The organism is Streptosporangium carneum (assembly GCF_027922005.1).
GTDB classification, from domain to species: Bacteria; Actinomycetota; Actinomycetes; order Streptosporangiales; family Streptosporangiaceae; genus Streptosporangium; species Streptosporangium carneum.
The window spans coordinates 305897-325352 of record NZ_BSEV01000005.1; the positions used below are offsets into that span (position 1 = coordinate 305897).

General features: G+C 70.1%; 19 protein-coding genes. 7 read left to right on the forward strand and 12 right to left on the reverse strand.

The features are described 5' to 3' along the window. Positions 1-30: 30 nt before the first annotated feature. The 3 genes from PKF00_RS14850 to PKF00_RS14860 form a co-directional block, all read right to left on the reverse strand. Entirely contained in the window at positions 31-504 is a 474-nt protein-coding gene (locus tag PKF00_RS14850; protein WP_271218079.1) for an Lrp/AsnC family transcriptional regulator, read from the reverse strand. 86 nt (positions 505-590) lie between these two features. Beyond that, complete coding sequence (locus PKF00_RS14855; protein WP_271218080.1) at positions 591-1298, reverse strand: DUF5941 domain-containing protein; 708 nt, start codon at positions 1296-1298, stop codon at positions 591-593. Further along, a complete protein-coding gene (locus tag PKF00_RS14860; RefSeq protein WP_271218081.1) occupies positions 1295-2872 on the reverse strand; it encodes a CDP-alcohol phosphatidyltransferase family protein in 1578 nt (525 codons plus the stop codon). The genes PKF00_RS14855 and PKF00_RS14860 overlap by 4 nt, the downstream gene beginning before the upstream one ends. A 161-nt stretch (positions 2873-3033) precedes the next feature. Between PKF00_RS14860 and recO the strand changes: the two genes are divergently transcribed. Continuing rightward, positions 3034-3786, forward strand: coding sequence for a DNA repair protein RecO (gene recO, locus PKF00_RS14865; RefSeq protein WP_271218082.1), 753 nt, complete (start codon positions 3034-3036; stop codon positions 3784-3786). After that, complete coding sequence (locus PKF00_RS14870) at positions 3783-4574, forward strand: isoprenyl transferase (protein WP_271218083.1); 792 nt, start codon at positions 3783-3785, stop codon at positions 4572-4574. The genes recO and PKF00_RS14870 overlap by 4 nt, the downstream gene beginning before the upstream one ends. 148 nt (positions 4575-4722) lie before the next feature. Here the strand turns inward: PKF00_RS14870 and PKF00_RS14875 are convergent, their stop codons facing one another. The 7 genes from PKF00_RS14875 to PKF00_RS14905 all read right to left on the reverse strand — a co-directional run bounded on the left by PKF00_RS14875 (position 4723) and on the right by PKF00_RS14905 (position 9680). Next, on the reverse strand, positions 4723-5217 hold the full coding sequence (locus PKF00_RS14875) for a beta-class carbonic anhydrase (protein WP_271218084.1): 495 nt from the start codon (positions 5215-5217) through the stop codon (positions 4723-4725). Between the two features lie 88 nt (positions 5218-5305). Continuing rightward, the gene (locus PKF00_RS14880) at positions 5306-5854 is read right to left on the reverse strand and encodes a CGNR zinc finger domain-containing protein (RefSeq protein ID WP_271218085.1); all 549 of its coding nucleotides are present in this window, start codon (positions 5852-5854) and stop codon (positions 5306-5308) included. 353 nt (positions 5855-6207) lie between these two features. Beyond that, positions 6208-6618, reverse strand: a complete 411-nt coding sequence (locus PKF00_RS14885) for a Fur family transcriptional regulator (protein ID WP_271218086.1) — start codon at positions 6616-6618, stop codon at positions 6208-6210. Beyond that, positions 6615-7448, reverse strand: a complete 834-nt coding sequence (locus PKF00_RS14890; RefSeq protein ID WP_271218087.1) for a metal ABC transporter permease — start codon at positions 7446-7448, stop codon at positions 6615-6617. The genes PKF00_RS14885 and PKF00_RS14890 overlap by 4 nt, the downstream gene beginning before the upstream one ends. After that, the gene (locus PKF00_RS14895; protein ID WP_271218152.1) at positions 7445-8197 is read right to left on the reverse strand and encodes a metal ABC transporter ATP-binding protein; all 753 of its coding nucleotides are present in this window, start codon (positions 8195-8197) and stop codon (positions 7445-7447) included. The genes PKF00_RS14890 and PKF00_RS14895 overlap by 4 nt, the downstream gene beginning before the upstream one ends. A gap of 36 nt (positions 8198-8233) precedes the next feature. Continuing rightward, positions 8234-9217 carry a metal ABC transporter substrate-binding protein gene (locus PKF00_RS14900; protein ID WP_271218088.1) on the reverse strand — a complete coding sequence of 328 codons (984 nt, stop codon included), beginning with the start codon at positions 9215-9217 and terminating at the stop codon, positions 8234-8236. Positions 9218-9245: 28 nt separating this feature from the next. Continuing rightward, complete coding sequence (locus tag PKF00_RS14905; RefSeq protein ID WP_271218089.1) at positions 9246-9680, reverse strand: DUF6703 family protein; 435 nt, start codon at positions 9678-9680, stop codon at positions 9246-9248. Between the two features lie 209 nt (positions 9681-9889). Here PKF00_RS14905 and PKF00_RS14910 point away from each other — a divergent pair, with 209 nt between their 5' ends. Together PKF00_RS14910 and PKF00_RS14915 are read left to right on the forward strand one after the other, a co-directional pair. Further along, entirely contained in the window at positions 9890-10168 is a 279-nt protein-coding gene (locus PKF00_RS14910; RefSeq protein WP_271218090.1) for an antibiotic biosynthesis monooxygenase family protein, read from the forward strand. 142 nt (positions 10169-10310) lie between these two features. Continuing rightward, positions 10311-11696 carry a glycine--tRNA ligase gene (locus PKF00_RS14915; RefSeq protein ID WP_271218091.1) on the forward strand — a complete coding sequence of 462 codons (1386 nt, stop codon included), beginning with the start codon at positions 10311-10313 and terminating at the stop codon, positions 11694-11696. Positions 11697-11717: 21 nt separating this feature from the next. Here the strand turns inward: PKF00_RS14915 and PKF00_RS14920 are convergent, their stop codons facing one another. Then, positions 11718-12353, reverse strand: coding sequence for a hypothetical protein (locus PKF00_RS14920; protein WP_271218092.1), 636 nt, complete (start codon positions 12351-12353; stop codon positions 11718-11720). A 482-nt stretch (positions 12354-12835) separates the two neighbouring features. On the opposite strand from PKF00_RS14920, the gene ppdK reads away from it, so the two are divergent. From ppdK to PKF00_RS14935, 3 genes are all read left to right on the forward strand, one after another. Next, positions 12836-15478 (forward strand): pyruvate, phosphate dikinase, encoded by a 2643-nt coding sequence (gene ppdK / locus PKF00_RS14925; RefSeq protein ID WP_271218093.1) that lies wholly within the window; start codon positions 12836-12838, stop codon positions 15476-15478. A 404-nt stretch (positions 15479-15882) separates the two neighbouring features. Continuing rightward, positions 15883-16125 (forward strand): hypothetical protein, encoded by a 243-nt coding sequence (locus PKF00_RS14930; protein WP_271218094.1) that lies wholly within the window; start codon positions 15883-15885, stop codon positions 16123-16125. A gap of 488 nt (positions 16126-16613) precedes the next feature. Further along, positions 16614-17855 carry a deoxyguanosinetriphosphate triphosphohydrolase gene (locus PKF00_RS14935; RefSeq protein WP_271218095.1) on the forward strand — a complete coding sequence of 414 codons (1242 nt, stop codon included), beginning with the start codon at positions 16614-16616 and terminating at the stop codon, positions 17853-17855. A 29-nt stretch (positions 17856-17884) separates the two neighbouring features. Here PKF00_RS14935 and PKF00_RS14940 read toward each other — a convergent pair whose 3' ends face one another. Next, positions 17885-19399 (reverse strand): amino acid permease, encoded by a 1515-nt coding sequence (locus tag PKF00_RS14940; RefSeq protein WP_271218096.1) that lies wholly within the window; start codon positions 19397-19399, stop codon positions 17885-17887. Between the last annotated feature and the right edge of the window lie 57 nt (positions 19400-19456).

The following is a 19456-nucleotide window of genomic DNA, read 5'->3' on the forward strand; positions in this document are numbered from 1 at the left end:
TTGCGCGTTGCCGCAGGTCCCTTGCGTGCTTCAGGCGACGAACGGCGATTCGTTGCGCGAGGTGATCAACGGGGCCTCGATCAGCCGCGAGAGCACGATGGAGCTCTTCGTCCGCACCACGAACGGCTCGGAGGCGATGCGCTCGATCACCTGCTCCACGTGGCGCACGTCGGTGGCCCTGATGTGCAGCAGCGCGTCGGCCTCGCCGGTGACGGTGCAGGCGGAGACCACCTCCGGATGCCGGGCGACGGCGACCCCGATCTCCGACGGCGACGTCTTGCCCGCGCAGAACAGCTCCACGTAGGCCTCGGTGGTCCAGCCGAGCGCGGCGGGCTCGACCCTGGCCGTGAACCCGGTGATCGCCCTCGTCTCGCGCAGCCTGTCGACCCGCCGTTTCACGGCCGACGCCGACAGGCCGACGCGCTGCCCGATCTCGGCGTAGGTTGCGCGGGCGTCCTCGACGAGCGCCCCGATGATGTCACGATCCAACCGGTCCAGTTCCACGCTGCTTTCTAACACAGCGAGAGGGCCGCGACGGACGGTCGCGGCCCTCTCGGGGGTGCGGGGCGCGGCGCGGGCCGCGTACGAGGTCAGGCTGTCTCGGCCTCGCCCGTCGCCTGCTCCATGGCCTCCTCGGGGGAGGCCTCCAGGTCGTCGCCCGCCTGGGCGAGCGCGGAGGCCTTGTCGAGACGGACCCAGCTCGTCACGCTCTCGACGGCGAACAGCACGCCGAGGTACAGGGTGAGCGCGGCCACCACCCAGGTCGCCACGCCCAGCGCGGCTCCCACGCCGATGAGCAGCAGCCGGAGCTCCCAGCCGAGGCCCGCCTTGAACACCCAGTCGGGCGGCCAGATGCTCTGCCGCGTCCGGTACACCGTGTCGTAGGTGTGGTAGCCGACCACGTAGAGCAGCACGAACAGCAGCCACTTGGGCGCCTCGGCCGCCAGGCCCACCAGGATGATCGTCAGGAACTCGGTCGCCCGGATCAGCGGCGGCACCAGCCAGTCGAGCTTGCCCAGGTGGTCGCGGGCCGCGGTCGGCAGCACCAGGACCAGGACGACCAGCGCGGGCACGACCAGGATCGGGCCCTCGCCCAGCAGCCCGGCCGCGGCCATCGCGACGACCACGAGCAGCGCGGCGAGCGTGGCGGGCACCGGGGGCAGCCCGGGGCCGACCTTGCCGCGGAGCGCGGCGACCAGCGGGCCGTCGTCGCGATAGGCGAGCAGCCGGGCGGTCTGCACGCGCAGCCGCTCCAGATAGGGGTCCGGAGCGGGGGTTGTCTGCGGCTGGGTGATCATGCGAGCGACCTCATCAGACGTCCGGTGAGCGAGTAGGCGGTGGCGAGGCCGCCCCAGATGATCAGGGTGATGAAGGTGATCCTGGCGTCGAAGACGGCGCTGACGATCGCGATGGCGGCGAAGCGCTCGCCGATCGGGAACACGATCATCTTGCGGGCCCAGTAGACGGTCTTGTTCTTGCCCGCCTTGGTCCACATCTTCAGCAGGCCGCGGATCCCGCCGCTGCGGGCGATCTTGCGCTGCTCGAGCGCCGCGCGCAGCTCGGTGTCCGGGCTGATCGACAGCGCTATCGAGGGCAGCGGCGACGGGGGCTTGCGCCGGTTGGCCGCGCCGAAGGAGAAGTCCAGCAGGTGCTTGATGGACTGCATGCCGAGCGCGACGAGCGCCAGCGTCCACACGTCGCCGACGCCGGAGACGGCCGCGCCGACCGCGAGCCCGGCGAAGACCACGTACTCCTTGAAGCGGTCGAAGGTGGCGTCCAGCCACGCCCCGAGCACGCCGAACTTGCGGGCGTACCGCGCGACCTGGCCGTCCACGCAGTCGAACACGAACGCGAAGTAGATCAGGATGCCGCCGGCGATCATTCCGACCCGCGCGCCGGTCGCGAAGCACGCCGCCGCCGCCACACCCAGCGCGATCGAGATCAGTGTGACCTGGTTCGGCGTGAGCCCGCGCCTGGCGGCCCAGCGGGCGATGAAGCGCGAGTAGGTGCTGACGAAGTAGGTGGTGAAGAAGCCGTCGGCGCCCTTCACCGCGTTGTTCAGCCGCGCCTTGTCCTCGTCGAACGCCGACATCTCGGACACCGCCTGGGCGGCCTCCTCCGGGGTGTTCAGACGGCGGAAGAACAGGTCGCGCCTGCCTCTGATGCCGACCGAGACGCCTCGTCGTACCAGGCCGAGAACCAGCAGCTGGACCAGGTCGTCCTCGGGGCCGAGCAGGTGGGCCATGTCGGCGAGCTCGCGGGCCGCCTCCGCCAGCGTGACCGCGTGCTTGTGGTGCAGGTGCAGCGGTCCGAGCAGGACGGAGTTGGGCCGGGTGACCGCGTGGAAGGCCGAGCCCACCGAGATCACCCGCGACTTGCCCGCGCGGACCCTGACGGGCAGGCCCTCCAGGCTCCGGTCGCCGATCTCGGGCAGAGCCTCGTCGATCGGGACGTTGGGGACGATGGCGTCGCCGTTCTCGTCCTCCTCGCGGGGCTCCTTGGTGATCAGCGCGAGCGCTCCGCGCTTCGACTTGGTGATCTGGTAGATCAGCTCGTCGTGGATCAGCGAGTTCGCGGGGAGGATGAGCAGGTTCTCCGTGGCGTGCTCGACCGCGTCCGCGACGGCGCGCAGATCGCTCGCCAGATCGGAGGTCTCGACGAGGCTGCCGGGAAAGCCCCGGTAGGCCGCGGCGTCGTCGGATCGGGCGATCGTCACCGGCGCGGAGTCGAGGGAGGCGATCTGGCCGTGCAGCTTGCCGATCACCGTGGGGCAGCCGGGAAGCGCGGGCAGAGTCAGCGCGGCGGACGGCGTCGACTGGCCGAAAGCGGCATAGGGGCCGGGTGATGAACCCAGCAGGACCACGCGGGGCATGGCACCCTTTCGTACAGGGGTGAGGTGAAACGTGGCGCAGGGAGGTCGCCAGAGGCCAAAGTTTAATGAGTTTTAGGTGAACAACACGCACTCGTGATCCTTCCGTGCCCGTTGATCATGATTGAGCCCGGGGCACACGGGTCACCCCCTAGACTGATCAGGTGAGCCTGTACCGTGACGAGGGCATCGTGCTGCGCACCCACAAGCTGGGTGAGGCGGACCGCATCGTCACCGTCCTGACCAGGCGGACCGGCAAGATCCGGGGCGTGGCCAAGGGCGTCAGGCGCACCATGTCGCGCTTCGGCGGCAGGCTCGAGCCGTTCACCCACGTCGACCTTCAGCTCCACACCGGCCGCACGCTCGACGTGATCACCCAGGCGGAGACCATCCGCCCGTACGGCGAGGCGCTCGTGGCCGACTACCCGCGCTACACCGCGGGGACCGCGATGCTCGAGACCGCCGAGCGGCTGATCATGGCGGAGAAGGAACCCGCCCTGCGCCAGTTCCTGCTGCTGGTCGGAGGGCTGCGCACGCTCGGTTCCGGGGAGCACGAGGCCAGGCTCGTGCTCGACGCCTACTTCCTGCGCTCGCTGGCCGTCGCGGGCTACGCCCCCGCGCTCGAGGCGTGCGCCCGGTGCAAGGCCACCTCGGTGCGGGCGTTCGCCATCGTGGCGGGAGGCGTGGTGTGCGGCTCCTGCCGCCCTCCCGGCGCGGCCGTTCCCGCGGGCGAGACCCTCGCCCTGATGGCCGCCCTGCTCAAGGGCGACTGGACGGCCGCCGACGCCTCCGAGGGCAGGCACCGCAACGAATGCAGCGGCCTGGTCGCCGCTTATCTCCAATGGCACCTCGAACACGGCATACGCTCTCTCCGGCACGTAGAACGGGAGTACGTAGAAAGGGAACTCGCCACGTGAACGTCCGTCCCCCGGCACCTCACCCATCAGGCGCGACTCCGCCCCCCATTCCGCGTGACCTCGTGCCCCGGCACGTGGCGATCGTGATGGACGGCAACGGCAGGTGGGCCAAGCAGCGAGGCCTGCCGCGCACCGAGGGGCACAAGGCGGGTGAGGCGTCGCTGTTCGACGTGATCGAGGGCGCGATCGAGCTGGGCGTCCCCTATCTGTCGGCCTACGCCTTCTCCACCGAGAACTGGAAGCGCTCGCCCGACGAGGTGCGTTTCCTGATGGGCTTCAACCGCGACGTCATCCGCCGCCGCAGGGACGAACTGCACGCGATGGGCGTGCGGGTGCGCTGGGCGGGCCGCCCGGGGCGGCTCTGGAAGAGCGTCATCTCCGAGCTGCAGGACGCCGAGCGGATGACCGAGGGCAACTCCACGCTGACCCTGCAGTTCTGCGTCAACTACGGCGGTCGCGCGGAGATCGTGGACGCGGCGCTCCGTCTCGCGCAGGACATCGCCGCGGGGCGGGTCAGGCCGGGCAGGGTGAAGGAGGAGACCTTCGCCAGATACCTGGACGAGCCGGAGATCCCCGACGTCGACCTCTTCGTGCGCTCCTCGGGTGAGCAGCGCACCTCGAACTTCCTGATCTGGCAGATGGCCTACGCCGAGATGGTCTTCCTCAACCGTCTGTGGCCCGACTTCGACCGCCGCGACCTGTGGGAGGCCTGCGAGCTCTACGCCAAGCGCGACAGGAGGTACGGCGGAGCCGTGCCGAACGTCGTGGGGGATGGCCCTCGCCCCTGACGGCGGGACGCGCGCGGGACTCGCCGTCTTCGAGGGCGGGGCGCATGCCCTCGAGGGCGCGGGATCCGCGCGCCCCTGACAGGCGGCCGGGGTCCCGCTCCCTCCGGGAGGAGCGGGCCGTCACGGCGACTTCCACACGGTCAGGCCGTCAGGACTTGACCTCGCGCAGGCGCCCGGTCTCGACCTCGTAGACGAAGCCGCGCACCGAGTCCGTGTGCGGGATGAAGGGGTCGTTCCTGATCCTGCTGATGGACTGCAGGACGTCCTCCTCGAGGTCGGGGAAGGCCTCGGCCGCCCAGTCGGGCTTGGCTCCGACCTCCGCCTGGATCTGCCTCTTGAAGTCGTCGTCGGTGAAGGTGAGCATGCCGCAGTCGGTGTGGTGGATGAGGATGATCTCCCGGGTGCCGAGCAGGCGCTGGCTGATGGCCAGGCTGCGGCGCTCGTCGGCGGTCACCACACCGCCCGCGTTGCGGATGACGTGCGCGTCGCCCTCGGTGAGCCCCAGCAGGCCGTAGGGGTTCAGCCGCGCGTCCATGCAGGCGAGCACGGCGACTCCACGCGCGGGAGGCAGCGGCAGGTCCCCCTTGTCGAAGGTCTCGGCGTAGCGCTCGGCGTTGGCGAGGAGCTCGTCGGTAACACTCATGGGCTCTCCTGTAGGGGTAAGCGGGAATGCCACAGGCCAACTTACCCCTATTACCTACTCAGTCAATAGGTTATTACGGAGAGTGTTCTCACGCCCGGCGGCGCGCGCGGTAGGCGGCGACGTGCATCCGGTTGCCGCAGGTACGGCTGTCGCAGTAGACCCGGGAGCGGTTGCGCGACTCGTCGACGAAGACGTTGCCGCAGTCGGGGGCGGAGCACGTGCGCAGGCGCTCCCACTCGCCCTCGGCGAGCACATGGGCCAGCGCGACCCCGAGATCGGCCGACAGGTGCTCGCTGATCGAGGCGTCCGGCGCGAAGTAGTGGATGTGCAGGGGGTGCCCGTCGTGCTCGGTGAGGCGCGGGGTGATGCGTGTCCCGCTCAGCAACGTGTTCAGCCGGATGACCGCTGTCGCCTGGTCGGGGGCGGTGAAGACCTTGTGGAAGGCTTCACGCACCGCGCGCACCTCGCTCAGGTCGGTGGCGCCGAGCTCGCCGACGCCGCTCATCTGATGGCGTTCCACGAAGTCGCCGAGCTGCTGTGTGTCGACCAGTCTGTCGGGTCCTCCAGTCGCGGGGGAGGTGTTGACGAGATCGACCGCGGCTGCGAGTGAGTGCACCATGTCATGTCCGAATGGCATGTTGACTCCTGATGATGGCGGTTTCAACGTGGGAAGAAGCTGCATACGGCGAATCGCCGTCTCGGAAGATTATCCCTCCGACGCGGGCGCGAGGGGGGTTTCGCGGCCGGACGTGGCACGCTTTTCCCCGCGACGTGGCGAGGCGCCTCACGACGTCCGTGACCTGGCTCCCGGAACGCGCCCCGGACCTCGGGCGGGCGTCGCCGGAAGTCCGGCGGGGGCTCGGGGCGGCCGCGGCCGGAGTCTCGGCCCGGACCCGGTCTCGGGCGCTTCCGCGCGCCGGGTCCCGGAACGCGCCAGGGAGCGCGGGCGGTCGCGACCCGGGCCCGGACGGCCCGCCCGGACGCACGCGCTCAGGCGTGGCTCGCCGCCGCCCCCTGGGGCTTGGCCGCGGCCGAGCACGAGGCGCAGGTGCCGAAGACCTCGACCGTGTGGGTGACCTCGGTGAACCCGTGCTCCGCCCCGACGGCCTCCGCCCAGCGCTCGACCGCGGGCCCGGCCACCTCGACGGTCCTGCCGCACCGGCGGCAGACCAGGTGATGGTGGTGGTCCCCGCTGGCGCACGCGCGGTAGACGGACTCCCCCTCGTCGGTCCTGAGCATGTCCACGTGGCCGCTGTCGGCCAGGGCCTGCAGCGCCCGGTAGACGGTCGTCAGGCCGATCTTGGCGCCCTCCGCGCGCATCTCGGCGTAGACGTCCTGCGCGCTGCGGAAGCCCTCGCTGTGGCGGAGGACGTCATGGACGGCATCGCGTCTGTTGCTCATGGGCTGGACTCCTGTGGTCGGCTTCGGCGTACGAATCTACCGAGCCCGAGGGCCAGGACGAACCCTCCGAGCGCCACGATCACAATGATGGCACCGGGAGGCACCTCGACATAGAAGGACGAGGTGAGTCCTCCGACTGTGGCGATCATGCCGAAGAGCATGGAAAGCAGCATCGTGCTCCGGAAGCTCCGGGTGAGTTGCTGGCTGGTCGCGACCGGGACCACCATCAGCGCGCTGACCAGAAGCAGGCCGACCACGCGCATGGCGATGACCACGGTCAGCGCCGCGGTGATCGCGATCAGCAGGCTCAGGAAACGCACCGGCAGGCCGCTGGCCTTGGCGACCTCCTCGTCCTGGCAGAGCACGTAGAGCTCGCGCCCGAAGATGACGACGACGCCCAGGACCGCCGCCGCCAGCGACGCGATCACCCACACGTCCTGGAGGCTGACGCTGCTGATCGAGCCGAACAGGTAGGACATCAGGGTCGAGTTGCTGCCGCCGGGGGCCAGCGAGATGAGCAGCACGCCTCCGGCGATGCCGCCGTAGAACAGCAGGGCGAGCGCCACGTCGCCGCTGGTCCTGCCGCGCTCGCGGACCAGCTCGATGGCCACCGCCCCGGCCACGGAGACCGCGACCGCGGTCAGCACGGGGGCGGTGCCGGTCAGGAAGCCGAGCGCGACACCGGTCAGGGCGACGTGCCCGATGCCGTCGCCCAGCAGGGACAGGCGCCGCTGCACCATGAACGTGCCGATGGCGGGGGCCGCCAGGCCGACCAGGAGCGCGGCGATCAGCGCCCGCTGCATGAAGTCGAACTGCAGGAGGTCGATCACGACGTGGGTCTCCAGTCCAGGGGGCTCAGGGGCTTCTCCGCGGCGTGCGGGTGCACGTGGTCGTGACCGGGCAGCGCGTGCGCGCCCACCGCGTGGGGCGGCGCGCCGTCGTGGCACACGAACCCGTCCCTGAGCACGACCGCCCTGCTGATCAGCGGCTCCAGCGGGCCCAGTTCGTGGGCGACCAGCAGGACCGTCTTGCCCTGCCCGACGAGGACGGCGAGGGTGTCGGCGAGCAACTGCTGGCTCTGGGCGTCGACGCCCGCCGTCGGCTCGTCCATGACGAAGGTGTCCGGCTCGCCGGCGAGGGCGCGGGCGATCAGCACCCGCTGCTGCTGGCCGCCGGACAGGGCCTGGACCGGGTCGCCCGCCCTGTGGGCCATGTCGACGGCGGAGAGGGCCGCGGAGACCGCCTCACGGTCGGCCGCGCCGGTCAGGCGGAACCGTCGCTGCCTGGCGATCCTGCCCGAGGCGACGACCTCGCGGATGGTGGTCGGCACGCCGCCGCCGACCGAGAGCCGCTGGGGCACGTAGCCGATCCGCCACCACTGCCTGAACCGCGCGGGCGGCGTGCCGTACAGCAGGGTCGTGCCGCCGGACACGGGCGTCAGGCCGAGCAGGGCGCGGATGAGCGTGGACTTGCCCGATCCGTTCGCGCCGAGCACGGCCACCACCTCGCCGGGCTCGATGGTCAGGTCGATGCCGCGAAGCACCGGGCGGCGGTCCAGGCTGACCTGGCCTCCGCTCATGGTGAAAACCGCTTGCTTGGATGTCACGTGTCGCCTTTACGAGCAGCTGAGGGCCGCCTGGAGTGCGGTGAGGTTCTGACGCATGGCGGACAGGTAGTCGCCGTTCGCCGGTTTGCTTTCGACCGGGTCCAGGACCGCTGTCTTGGCGCCGATCTCCGAGGAGAGAACCTCGGCGACCTTCGGGCTGACGAGAGTCTCGGTGAAAATCGTAGTCACTTTCTCCTGCTTGGCCACTTTCGCCACTTCGGCGAGGCGAGCAGGAGAAGGTTCGGAGTCCGGATCGATGCCGCTGATCCCGATCTGGCGGAGCTTGTAGCGGTCGGCGAGGTAGCCGAAGGCGGCGTGGCTGGTGACGATCGCGTTCGAGGCGCACTTTCCGAGGCCGCGCGCCATCTCGCCGTCCAGGGCGCCGAGGTCGGACGCCGTGGCGGCGGCGCGGTCCCGGTAGTCCTGGGCGTGGGCGGGGTCGGCCGCGGCGAGCCTGTCGCCGAGATTGGTCGCGACCGTCGCCATGCGGGAGGGGTCGAGCCAGACGTGCGGGTCGTAGTCGACCTCGTGGTGGCCCTCCTCGCCCTCGGCGTGCGTCGTCTCGGTGGCCTCCGGGGCCGCGGCGATGGTCTTGATCACCGTCGCCGCGTCGAGGCTCCGGTCCTGCGCGTGCTGCTCGACCGCCTCGTCGACGGCGGGCTGCACGCCCTTGACGTAGACGACGAGCCTGCTCTTGCCGATCACGGCGATCTGGATGGGCGTCAGCTCCAGGTCGTGCGGCTCGACGCCCGGCTTGGTCAGGGTGGTGACGGCTGCGTCCGGCCCGCCGATCCGCTCGGCCAGCCACTCCAACGGGTATATGGCCGCGGTGATGTAGGTCTTGCCTTCCTGGGAACCGGCAGGCTCGACCGAGACGGCCGACTCGGAACCGCAGGCGGTGGTGACGGTGAGAAGGGCGGTGAGAGCGAGCAGACCTACTGTGCGGGTGTGCGTACCTCGGGAGGAGCCGGACATCATTCCCTCAGTATGCACGCAAATGAAAATGATTGTCAAAATCGCCTTAGAACGCCCCGAAACGGTCGGCGACCAGCAGGAGCAGGAAAGTGATCAGGGCGACCCGCAGGACGCGGCCCCTCGCGCCGAGCGACGGCCATGACATGTAGGCCAGCCAGCCGACGAACCCGATCACCGGCAGCACCGCGAGGCCGCCCCAGAAGGACGAGACGGCGAACCCCGCGAGCAGCAGCGCCACGAGGATCACCGGGAGGATCCAGCGGGGGAGCCGGAAGAGGAAGACGAGGGGGGCGGCGCTGCGCCGCTCGACCTCGCGCCGCAGCCCCTCGGCGCCCGGCGTGAAGAACTGCTCACCCGGCGGAAGCGGGCGTCCCGTCCTTCCGCCCCGGCGGGAGCCCTGCCCTGACTCTCGCTGGGAGCCCTGCCGAGGACGGGGCCTGGCCATCGGATGTGCGGGGCGCTCACGACGTTTTTCGGCCACGGCCAGAGCCTAACGCCGCGACCCCCCGCCTGACATGCTCCCGCGCCCGCCTTCGCGGCGGCCTGCCGGCGGGCGGGCCTGCCGGGCGGGGCCGCGAGGGCGGGCCGCCGGGCTCGGAGGGGCGTCCCGCGTGAGAAAACGGCGGGGGCGGGACTCGGGGACGGGCCTCGGGGACGGGGAGCCGGTCGCGGCTCTGGCATGCTTGGCGAATGCTCGCTCTCATCCGCTACTCGGTGCCCGACGGCCGGACCGAGGAGTTCCTCACGCAGGCGCGCGACATCGTCGCCGTCCTGGCCGGGCAACCGGGATACCTTCGCGGCCGCGTGGTCCGCTCGGTGGACGAGCCGGAGCTGTGGGCGCTGGTCAGCGAGTGGGAGGGGGCCGGGTTCTACCGGCGCGCCCTGGGGGCGGCGCGGATGGCGATGTATCCGCTGATGACCCTGATGATCAACGAGCCCAGCGCGTTCGAGGACGCGGACGGCCGCTGACCGGCTCTCCCCGGTTCTCCCCGATTCTCCGCCGGACGGGGCGGGCGTGACGGCTATGCGCGTGCCCCGCTCACGCGGCTCCCCTAAGCTGGGAACTCAATCAATTCCTCGCCGACCTCCAGCCGGATGGAGATTTTCTCTCATGGCACGCCGTACGGACATCATGGACACCATCGTCAGCCTCGCCAAGCGACGTGGGCTCGTCTACCCCTCCAGCGAGATCTACGGTGGCCTCCGGGCCTCCTGGGACTACGGTCCGCTGGGCGTGGAGCTCAAGAACAACGTGAAGCGGCAGTGGTGGAAGACCATGGTGCAGGGGCGTGACGACGTTGTCGGCCTCGACTCCTGTGTGATCCTCGCCCGCGAGGTGTGGCAGGCCAGCGGCCACGTGGACACCTTCACCGACCCGCTGACCGAGTGCCAGTCCTGCCACAAGCGCTACCGCGCCGACCACCTCGAGGAGGCCTACGCCGAGAAGCACGGCAAGGACCCCGAGCACGGTCTGGCCGACATCACCTGCCCCAACTGCGGCAACAAGGGCTCCTTCACGGCGCCCAAGCAGTTCAGCGGCCTGCTGAAGACCTACCTCGGCGCGGTCGAGGACGAGTCGGGCCTGGCCTACCTGCGGCCCGAGACCGCGCAGGGCATCTTCATCAACTACCTCAACGTGCAGCAGTCGGCACGCAGGAAGATCCCGTTCGGCATCGGCCAGATCGGCAAGTCGTTCCGCAACGAGATCACCCCGGGCAACTTCATCTTCCGCACCCGCGAGTTCGAGCAGATGGAGATGGAGTTCTTCGTCAAGCCGGGCAGTGACGAGGAGTGGCACCAGTACTGGATCGACGAGCGCTTCCGCTGGTACACCGACCTGGGCATCACCCAGGAGAACCTGCGGATCTACGAGCACCCGCAGGAGAAGCTGTCGCACTACTCCAAGCGGACCGTCGACATCGAGTACCGCTTCAACTTCACCGGCAGCGAGTGGGGTGAGCTCGAGGGCATCGCCAACCGCACCGACTTCGACCTGACCGCGCACGGCAAGGCCTCGGGCACCGACCTCAGCTTCTTCGAGCAGGAGACCGGTGAGCGCTACGTCCCCTACGTCATCGAGCCCGCAGCCGGTGTGGACCGCGCCACGCTCACCTTCCTGATCGACGCCTACACCGAGGACGAGGCGCCCAACGCCAAGGGCGTCATGGAGAAGCGCACGGTCATGCGGCTCGACCACCGGCTCGCGCCGGTCAAGGTCGCGGTGCTCCCGCTGTCGCGCAACGCCGACCTGTCGCCGAAGGCCAAGGACCTGGCCGCCCAGCTCCGCCGCCGGTGGAACGTCGAGTTCGACGACGCGGGCGCGATCGGCCGCCGCTACCGCCGCCAGGACGAGATCGGCACGCCGTTCTGCGTCACCGTCGACTTCGACACCCTCGAGGACCACGCGGTGACCATCCGGGAGCGTGACTCGATGACCCAGGAGCGCGTGGCGCTGGACAAGGTCGACGCCTACCTCCGCCAGCACCTCAACGACTAGGTCTCGGTCCCCGCGACGCCGTCAGGCGGCTCCCGCCCCCAGGGGCGGAGCCGCCCGTGTCGGCGGGGCGGCCGGTTCGGGGTCGACCGGCTTGAAGAGGAACCCCGACCCCCTGCGGACGGCGACGCAGACCACGAGGCGGTCGTCGGGCCACTCCTCGCGCAGCGGGACGAAGGCCAGCGAGGCCAGCTGGTCCCCGAAGGGACTGCGTTCGAAGATCGGGCTCAGCCGGTCCAGGCAGCCGTCGACGGCCAGGGTCCGCACCGTCCCGTCGCCGGGCCATCCGCCCGCGGGCAGCGGGAAGCTGGCCAGGACCTCGCCGTTGTGCGCGTCCGCGCAGTCCGCCAGGGGCAGGACGCCGCTGTCCTTGCCGAGGACGACGCCGTCGGACACGTCGTTCACACACGTGCCGGGCCGCATGTCGTCGATGTAGGCGATCGCGCCCTGGTCCTGTGGCGCCCCGGTCGCCGCGGGCGCCGGAGCCCGGCCGGTCGGGACGGCCCCCGCGGACGGACTCCGGCTCGCGGAGGAGCCCTGACCCGTGGGGAGGACGGAGGCGGGCGCGCCGTCGGCCGTGCCCCGGTCCACGCCTCCGACGAGGACGGCCGCGCCCGTGACCGCGGAGACCAGGAGCGTTCCCGCCGCGACCACCGCCACGACCGCCCCCGTACGGCCCCGCCGCGGTGACGACTCCCGCGGCTCCGGTGTCCACGTGGCCCGCGGCTGTTCCTCTCGCTGGTCGGGTCTCGCCCAGGGGCGCTGCTTCCTCTCCTCCGCATTCATCACAAGGCCGACAATCCCACGCGAAGTCACCGGCAGGCCAGAAGATCACGGGTTTCCCGGACACGTCCCCGCGCGTCCGGGGGGCGCGGCGCCCCTATACCGCAGGGGGTGAACCGCCCGTGAACGCGTTTGAATGCTGAGACAATTGGTTTATACCAATTGGTTTATACCAATTCTTGGGGTGGTCCATATCGCCGAGTCTTTGCCGCCGATTTAAATTGGATTAGACCGCTCTGTGGGCTTTGGCCTGGGCGAACGCCCCTTCGCCGGGTGGGTGGCGTTTCGTCTTCTTCTACGTCGGTAGAGTCCAACCAAGGCGGAACCACACGTCATTTGAAGTCGCAGAAGGAGCAACCGTGCCCAAGTACGTTTACGACTTCACCGAGGGCAACAAAGATCTCAAGGATCTGCTCGGCGGGAAGGGGGCCAACCTGGCCGAGATGACCAATCTCGGGTTGCCGGTGCCTCCCGGCTTCACCATCACCACCGACGCGTGCCGCCGCTTCCTCGAGGACGGCGGGTTCCCCGAGGGGCTGGAGGAGGAGGTCTCCGGGCACCTGGCCGCGCTGGAGGGGCAGATGGGCCGTCGCCTCGGTCAGGCCGACGACCCGCTGCTGGTCAGCGTGCGCTCCGGTGCGAAGTTCTCCATGCCCGGCATGATGGAGACCGTCCTGAACATCGGGCTCAACGACCAGTCGGTGCACGGCCTGGCCAAGCAGGCGGGTGGCAACGAGCGCTTCGCCTGGGACTCCTACCGCCGTCTCATCCAGATGTTCGGCAAGACCGTCCAGGGCATCGACGGCGAGCTGTTCGACGAGGCTCTCGAGGAGCTCAAGAACGGCCGTGACGACCTGGAGCTCGAGGCGGCCGACTTCCAGCGCCTGGTCGAGACCTACAAGGGCATCGTCCGCGAGCAGACGGGGCAGGAGTTCCCCGCCGACCCGCACGACCAGATGCGCATGGCCGTCAAGGCGGTCTTCGAGTCCTGGAACGCCCCGCGCGCCATCCTCTACCGCCGCCAGGAGCGCATCCCCGCCGACCTCGGCACGGCTGTCAACGTCTGTTCGATGGTGTTCGGCAACTGCGGCATGGACTCGGGCACCGGCGTGGCCTTCACCCGCGACCCCGGCAGCGGCCACCAGGGCGTCTACGGCGACTACCTGCAGAACGCCCAGGGTGAGGACGTGGTCGCGGGCATCCGCAACACCATGCCGCTGCAGGAGCTGGAGCGCATCGACAAGCCCGTCTACGACGAGCTCATGAAGATCATGGAGACGCTGGAGAACCACTACCGCGACCTGTGCGACATCGAGTTCACGGTCGAGCGCGGCAAGCTGTGGATGCTCCAGACCCGGGTCGGCAAGCGGACCGCGGGCGCGGCCTTCCGCATCGCCGTACAGCTGGTCGACCAGGGCCTGATCGACCTCGACGAGGCCGTGACCCGGGTGAACGGCGCCCAGCTCGCCCAGCTGATGTTCCCGCGCTTCGCCGACGACGCGAAGAGCGCCTGCGTCACCAAGGGCATGAACGCCTCGCCGGGCGCGGCCGTGGGCAAGGCCGTCTTCTCCTCGGAGCGGGCCGTCGAGCTGGCCGCGAAGGGCGAGGCCGTCATCCTGGTCCGCCGCGAGACCAACCCCGACGACCTGGCGGGCATGATCGCCGCCCAGGGCGTGCTGACCAGCCGCGGCGGCAAGACGTCCCACGCCGCCGTGGTCGCCCGCGGCATGGGCAAGACGTGCGTGTGCGGCGCGGAGGAGCTGGAGGTCTCGACCAAGGAGCGCAGGTTCACCGCGCCGGGCGGTGTCGTGGTCTCCGAGGGTGACGTGATCTCCATCGACGGCTCCAGCGGCGCCGTCTACCTGGGCGAGGTGCCCGTCGTGCCCTCCCCGGTCGTCGAGTACTTCGAGGGCGCGACCGAGCAGGACGACGAGCTCGTCAGGGCCGTGCACCGCATCATGAGCCACGCCGACGCCTCCCGGCGGCTGCGGGTCCGGGCCAACGCCGACAACGCCGAGGACGCCGCCCGCGCCCGCAGGTTCGGCGCCGAGGGCATCGGGCTCTGCCGTACCGAGCACATGTTCCTCGGCGACCGCAGGCAGCTGGTCGAGGACCTCGTCCTGGCGACCTCGGACGCCGAGCGGGAGCAGGCCCTGGCCGCGCTCGAGCCGCTGCAGAAGGCGGACTTCACCGAGATCTTCCAGGAGATGGCGGGCCTGCCCGTCACGATCCGGCTGATCGACCCGCCGCTGCACGAGTTCCTGCCCGACTACACCGAGCTGTCGGTGAAGGTCGCCCTCGCCGGGGACCAGGCGGAGGAGAAGGACCGCAGGGTGCTGGCGGCCGTCAAGCGGCTGCACGAGCAGAACCCGATGCTGGGCCTGCGCGGTGTACGGCTCGGCCTGGTCATCCCCGGCCTGTTCGGCATGCAGGTCAGGGCGATCGCCGAGGCCGCCAAGGCCGTCGAGGGAGCCCGCGCCGAGATCATGATCCCGCTCGTCGGCGCGGTCCAGGAGCTGGAGCACGTCAAGGACGAGGCGCAGCGGATCCTCGAGGAAGTGGGCGTCGAGGCTCTGGTCGGCACGATGATCGAGGTGCCGCGCGCGGCGCTGACCGCCGGGCAGATCGCCGAGGCCGCCCAGTTCTTCTCCTTCGGCACCAACGACCTGACCCAGATGACCTGGGGTTTCTCCCGCGACGACGTCGAGGCGGCGTTCTTCTCCAAGTACCTGGAGCTGGGCGTCTTCGGTGTCTCGCCGTTCGAGTCCCTGGACCGTGACGGCGTCGGCAGGCTCGTCAGGATCGCCGCGGAGGAGGGTCGCAAGACCCGCCCCGACCTCAAGCTCGGCATCTGCGGCGAGCACGGCGGCGACCCGGACTCGGTGCACTTCTGCCACCAGGCCGGTCTGGACTACGTGTCCTGCTCGCCGTTCCGCATCCCCGTCGCCCGTCTCGAGGCGGGCCGGGCGGCCCTGGTGAGCACGGGCTCCGACACCCGCTGAGTCGTCCGCGCGCTCCGGTCCCGTGCTGCGGCGGGGCCGGAGCGCGCGGCGTTTCCCAGGTCGTGCGCCCGGGTTCTCCGGGACGGGGCCCGGCGGCGACCGAGGCTCACCGTCGCCGCCGGCACGGTCGCGGATCAGAGGTCGCGGTCACGCGCCCGTGGCGGAAACGGCGGTCATCACGCCGCCAGGGAGCATTTCCACCTGTTTCTAAAGCTTTCGGTTATCCTTTTATTGTGAGCCGAGCTCGGCATTCTCTAAATATATGTCACATATTCCTTGAATGTGTGTGTAACTCCACATGTGAATAAAGCCGCTGTGCCGCTGGTTCTACCCGCTATGGATTCGGTGGCTCGTCAGCCCCGGGATCGTCCGGGACGCCACCGGGTCGCGCGAGGCGATATATCATGATCAGTTTCAAGGGTGTTCTCGTGACCGCGACACTGGCGGCCTTCGCCTTCGTCGTGCCCGCGACGTCGGTGGCCCAGCTCACCGGTGCCGAGTTCGTGGGCCGGACTCCTGCCGTCACGCACGTTCTCGCTCACAACGGCAGCAGCAACAACGGCGCCGCCAACGGCGGCAGTGTCAACAGCGGTAGCGGCGGCGGCGGTGGCAGCAACAGGGCCGCCCACGGCTCCCACGCCCACTAGGAAGGCCGGTGCCGGAGGTCGTTTTCCGATCCTCGTCGGACCGCCTCTTTCGGACACGGCGTTTCCCTGCCGCTGGACAGGTTTGTCGAACATGACGGCCTGGCCACCGGTTGCTCGGCGCGGGCGACCGAACCCGCGCTCCCGGGGCCGCCGAGAACGGCTCGGCAAGGAGGTCTTTCGCCGGGTGGCCCCGACGCACTGGAACCCGGCCCCGTCCGGCCCCGTGCCGGTCGGGGTTTCGTATGGCCGTGCGAACTCCGCCCTCCGCGGAGGCGGAAGCGCTACGGGCCGAAGACCTGTCCGACAGGTTTCCGGCGACTGCCGCCGGGGCCCGGGGCCACGCCGTACGGGATGTTCCCGACGACACCGGAGGGGAGGGAAGGCGCGCGGGGAATATGGAGCGCATGCATCTGCCCTCCAGGAGTCATCAGGTGTTTTCATGCAGTTCCGCATAGGACACCTCTTTCCTGGATAAAATCACTGCACTTATGCACGGTTACGACGAGCATGACCAGGCCAGATGGGCACCGGAACCACCCGGCAACCCTGAGCGAAGCCCGTTCGAACGCGACCGGGCGCGCGTCCTGCACAGCGCGGGGCTGCGCAGGCTCGCCGCCAAGACCCAGGTGGTCGGTCCCGCGGAGACGCTCGGCAGCGGCCAGCACATCCCGCGCACCCGGCTGACCCACTCCCTGGAGTGCGCGCAGATCGGCAGGGAGATGGGGCAGGCGCTCTGCAGGGATCCCGACCTGGTCGAGACCGCCTGCCTGGCCCACGACCTCGGGCATCCGCCGTTCGGGCACAACGGTGAGACCGCGCTCAACGAGCTCGCGGCGGGATGCGGCGGGTTCGAGGGGAACGCGCAGAGCCTGCGCCTGCTGACCCGCCTCGAGGCCAAGGTCCTCACCGAGGACGGCCGCAGCGCCGGGCTCAATCTCACCCGGGCCTCCCTGGACGCCGCGACCAAGTACCCGTGGACCCGCGAGACGAGCCCCAAGTACTGCGCGTACGGCGACGACCTGGCCGTCTTCGGGTGGATCAGGGAGGGGGCGCCCGAGGGGCGGGTCAGCTTCGAGGCGCAGATCATGGACTGGGCCGACGACGTCGCCTACTCGGTGCACGACCTCGAGGACGCCATGCACTCGGGCGCGGTCGTGCCGCAGGCGCTGCGCGCCCCCGCCGAGCGCCACGAGGTCTGCGTGACCACCCGCTCCTGGTACGCCCAGGACGCGGAGGTCGGCGAGCTGGAGGACATCTTCGGCCGTCTGGTCGCCCAACCGCTCTGGCCCCGCCACTTCGACGGCTCCCTCGGAGACCTCGCCGCGACCAAGGGGCTCACCAGCGCCCTGATCGGCCACCTCTGCCGGTCGGCGCAGGTCGCCACCCGCGAGGCCTACGGCCCCGCCGCGGGCCGCTACGGCGCGGACCTGGTCGTTCCCCGGCGGACCCGCCTGGAGTGCGCCCTGCTGAAGGGGCTGACCGCCCACTACGTGATGACCAGCCGCGAGCACAGCGCCAACCAGGCCAGGCAGCGCGAGCTCATCCACGACCTCGCCCACCTGATCATGCTGGGCGCGCCCGGCACGCTCGAGCCCGCGCTGCGCCCCTCCTTCATCAGGGCGGACGGCGACGCGGGACGGCTGCGCGTGGTCGTCGACCAGATCGCCTCGCTGACCGACACCTCGGCCGTCACCTGGCACAGACGCCTGTCCGGAGGCTCGGGAGCCTGATCCGGGGCGCCCGGCGCCCGGCGTCCGGCTCAGGTGTCGGGCGGGGACGAGGGAGTCTCCGCGTACCGCTTCCAGGACGGCTTCTTGAACCGCTCGACGACCAGGGGAGCCCCGGTGAAGACGATCGCCCCGGCGGCGACGAGCCCGACGTACAGGGCGGGGCTGCCGACCGGCAGCTGCGCGGGCGGCACGAAGGACAGCACGAAGGCGAACGCGACGGCCAGGAAGCCGATGCCCGCGACCGCCCACATGCCCACGGTCCCGCCGGGGATCCTGAAGGCCCTGGGCAGTTCGGGCTGGGTGTAGCGGAGCCGGATCGCGGAGGCGTACATGATCATGTAAACGATGATGTAGAGGCTGACCGCCAGGGCGGAGATGAGGAAGTAGACCGTGCTGACGTCGCTCATGAAGAGGTAGAGCGAGGCGATCACGGTGACGACCACGCCCTGGATGACCAGGATGTTCCTCTGCACCCCACTCCTGTTGGTCCTCTGCATGAACGGCGGCAGCATCCCGTCCCTGGCGGTGGCCAGCAGGCCGCGGCTGGGGCCGATGATCCAGGCCAGCACGCCGCCGAGCGCGCCGTAGCAGACCAGGAGGCTGATCAGCTGGACCGGCCACGAGACGTGCAGCAGGGTGGTCGAGAGCCGGTCGAAGGCGTCGAACACGCCGCTCTCGATGTTGATCTCCTTGTAGGGGAGGATCCCCGCGATCGCGAGCGAGCCGAGCGTGAAGATGCCGAACGACAGCAGCGCCGCGATCGCGATCACCAGCGGGTAGCCGGTCTTCGGGTTCCTCAGCTCCATCGCGTGCACGGCCTGCGACTCGACGCCCGCGAAGTTGAGCAGGATCCCGGCCAGGAACGACAACCCGGAGAGCCCGGTGATGTAGGGGAACCACCGGGGATGGGGGTGGCCCGTCTCCTCGACCGACACCGCGGGGCTGGTCGCCTCGCTCCAGCCGATCTGCTGGCGGGACAGCAGCCAGGCCAGGAACCCCGCGAGCAGGATCACACCGGGGATCACGGTGCCCAGCAGGAAGCCGTACTTGGTGACCTTGGCCGCGAACCGGTTGCTGACCAGCGCGGCTAACGTGCACAGCCAGAAGGCGACGATGATGAACAGGCCGACGTAGACGTGGTCGGAGGCCAGGTTCGGCCTGCCGATGGCGAACGCGGCGGCGGCGGAGGCGAAGCTGAGCCCGGCGGGATACCAGACGATGTTCTGCACCCACGACAGGAACATCGTGACGAACCCGGTGGGCTTGTCGAAGGCCTCGGCGACCCAGACGTACAGGCCGCCCGCCCGGTCGCCGAACGCGCCGCCCAGCTCGGCGGCGACCAGGCCGGCGGGGATGAGGAACAGGAAGGTGGAGAAGCCGATGTAGACGAACATCGTCAGCTCCTCCTTGGCCATCAGCGAAAGGCCGCGCAGGCTGGTGACGATGGAGGCCGCGGTCATCAGCCCGAGGGTCGAGACCGTCAGGTAGCGGCCTGCTCCGCCGGTTCTCGCCCGCTGTGAGGCGGCGTGTTTCGAATGGGCCACCGCTGTTCCCCCGATCGTCTGGGTCCGTCTGGGTCCGTCTGGGTTCCGTCCGGGTTC

Excerpts from the sequence above, each read along its gene's own strand:
- PKF00_RS14855 (WP_271218080.1), bottom strand. The coding sequence starts at position 1,298 with ATGATCACCCAGCCGCAGACAACCCCCGCTCCGGACCCCTATCTGGAG.
- PKF00_RS14860 (WP_271218081.1), bottom strand. The coding sequence starts at position 2,872 with ATGCCCCGCGTGGTCCTGCTGGGTTCATCACCCGGCCCCTATGCCGCT.
- PKF00_RS14875 (WP_271218084.1), bottom strand. The coding sequence starts at position 5,217 with ATGAGTGTTACCGACGAGCTCCTCGCCAACGCCGAGCGCTACGCCGAG.
- PKF00_RS14880 (WP_271218085.1), bottom strand. The coding sequence starts at position 5,854 with ATGCCATTCGGACATGACATGGTGCACTCACTCGCAGCCGCGGTCGAT.
- PKF00_RS14885 (WP_271218086.1), bottom strand. The coding sequence starts at position 6,618 with ATGAGCAACAGACGCGATGCCGTCCATGACGTCCTCCGCCACAGCGAG.
- PKF00_RS14895 (WP_271218152.1), bottom strand. The coding sequence starts at position 8,197 with ATGAGCGGAGGCCAGGTCAGCCTGGACCGCCGCCCGGTGCTTCGCGGC.
- PKF00_RS14910 (WP_271218090.1), top strand. The coding sequence starts at position 9,890 with ATGCTCGCTCTCATCCGCTACTCGGTGCCCGACGGCCGGACCGAGGAG.
- PKF00_RS14915 (WP_271218091.1), top strand. The coding sequence starts at position 10,311 with ATGGCACGCCGTACGGACATCATGGACACCATCGTCAGCCTCGCCAAG.
- PKF00_RS14930 (WP_271218094.1), top strand. The coding sequence starts at position 15,883 with ATGATCAGTTTCAAGGGTGTTCTCGTGACCGCGACACTGGCGGCCTTC.
- PKF00_RS14935 (WP_271218095.1), top strand. The coding sequence starts at position 16,614 with ATGCACGGTTACGACGAGCATGACCAGGCCAGATGGGCACCGGAACCA.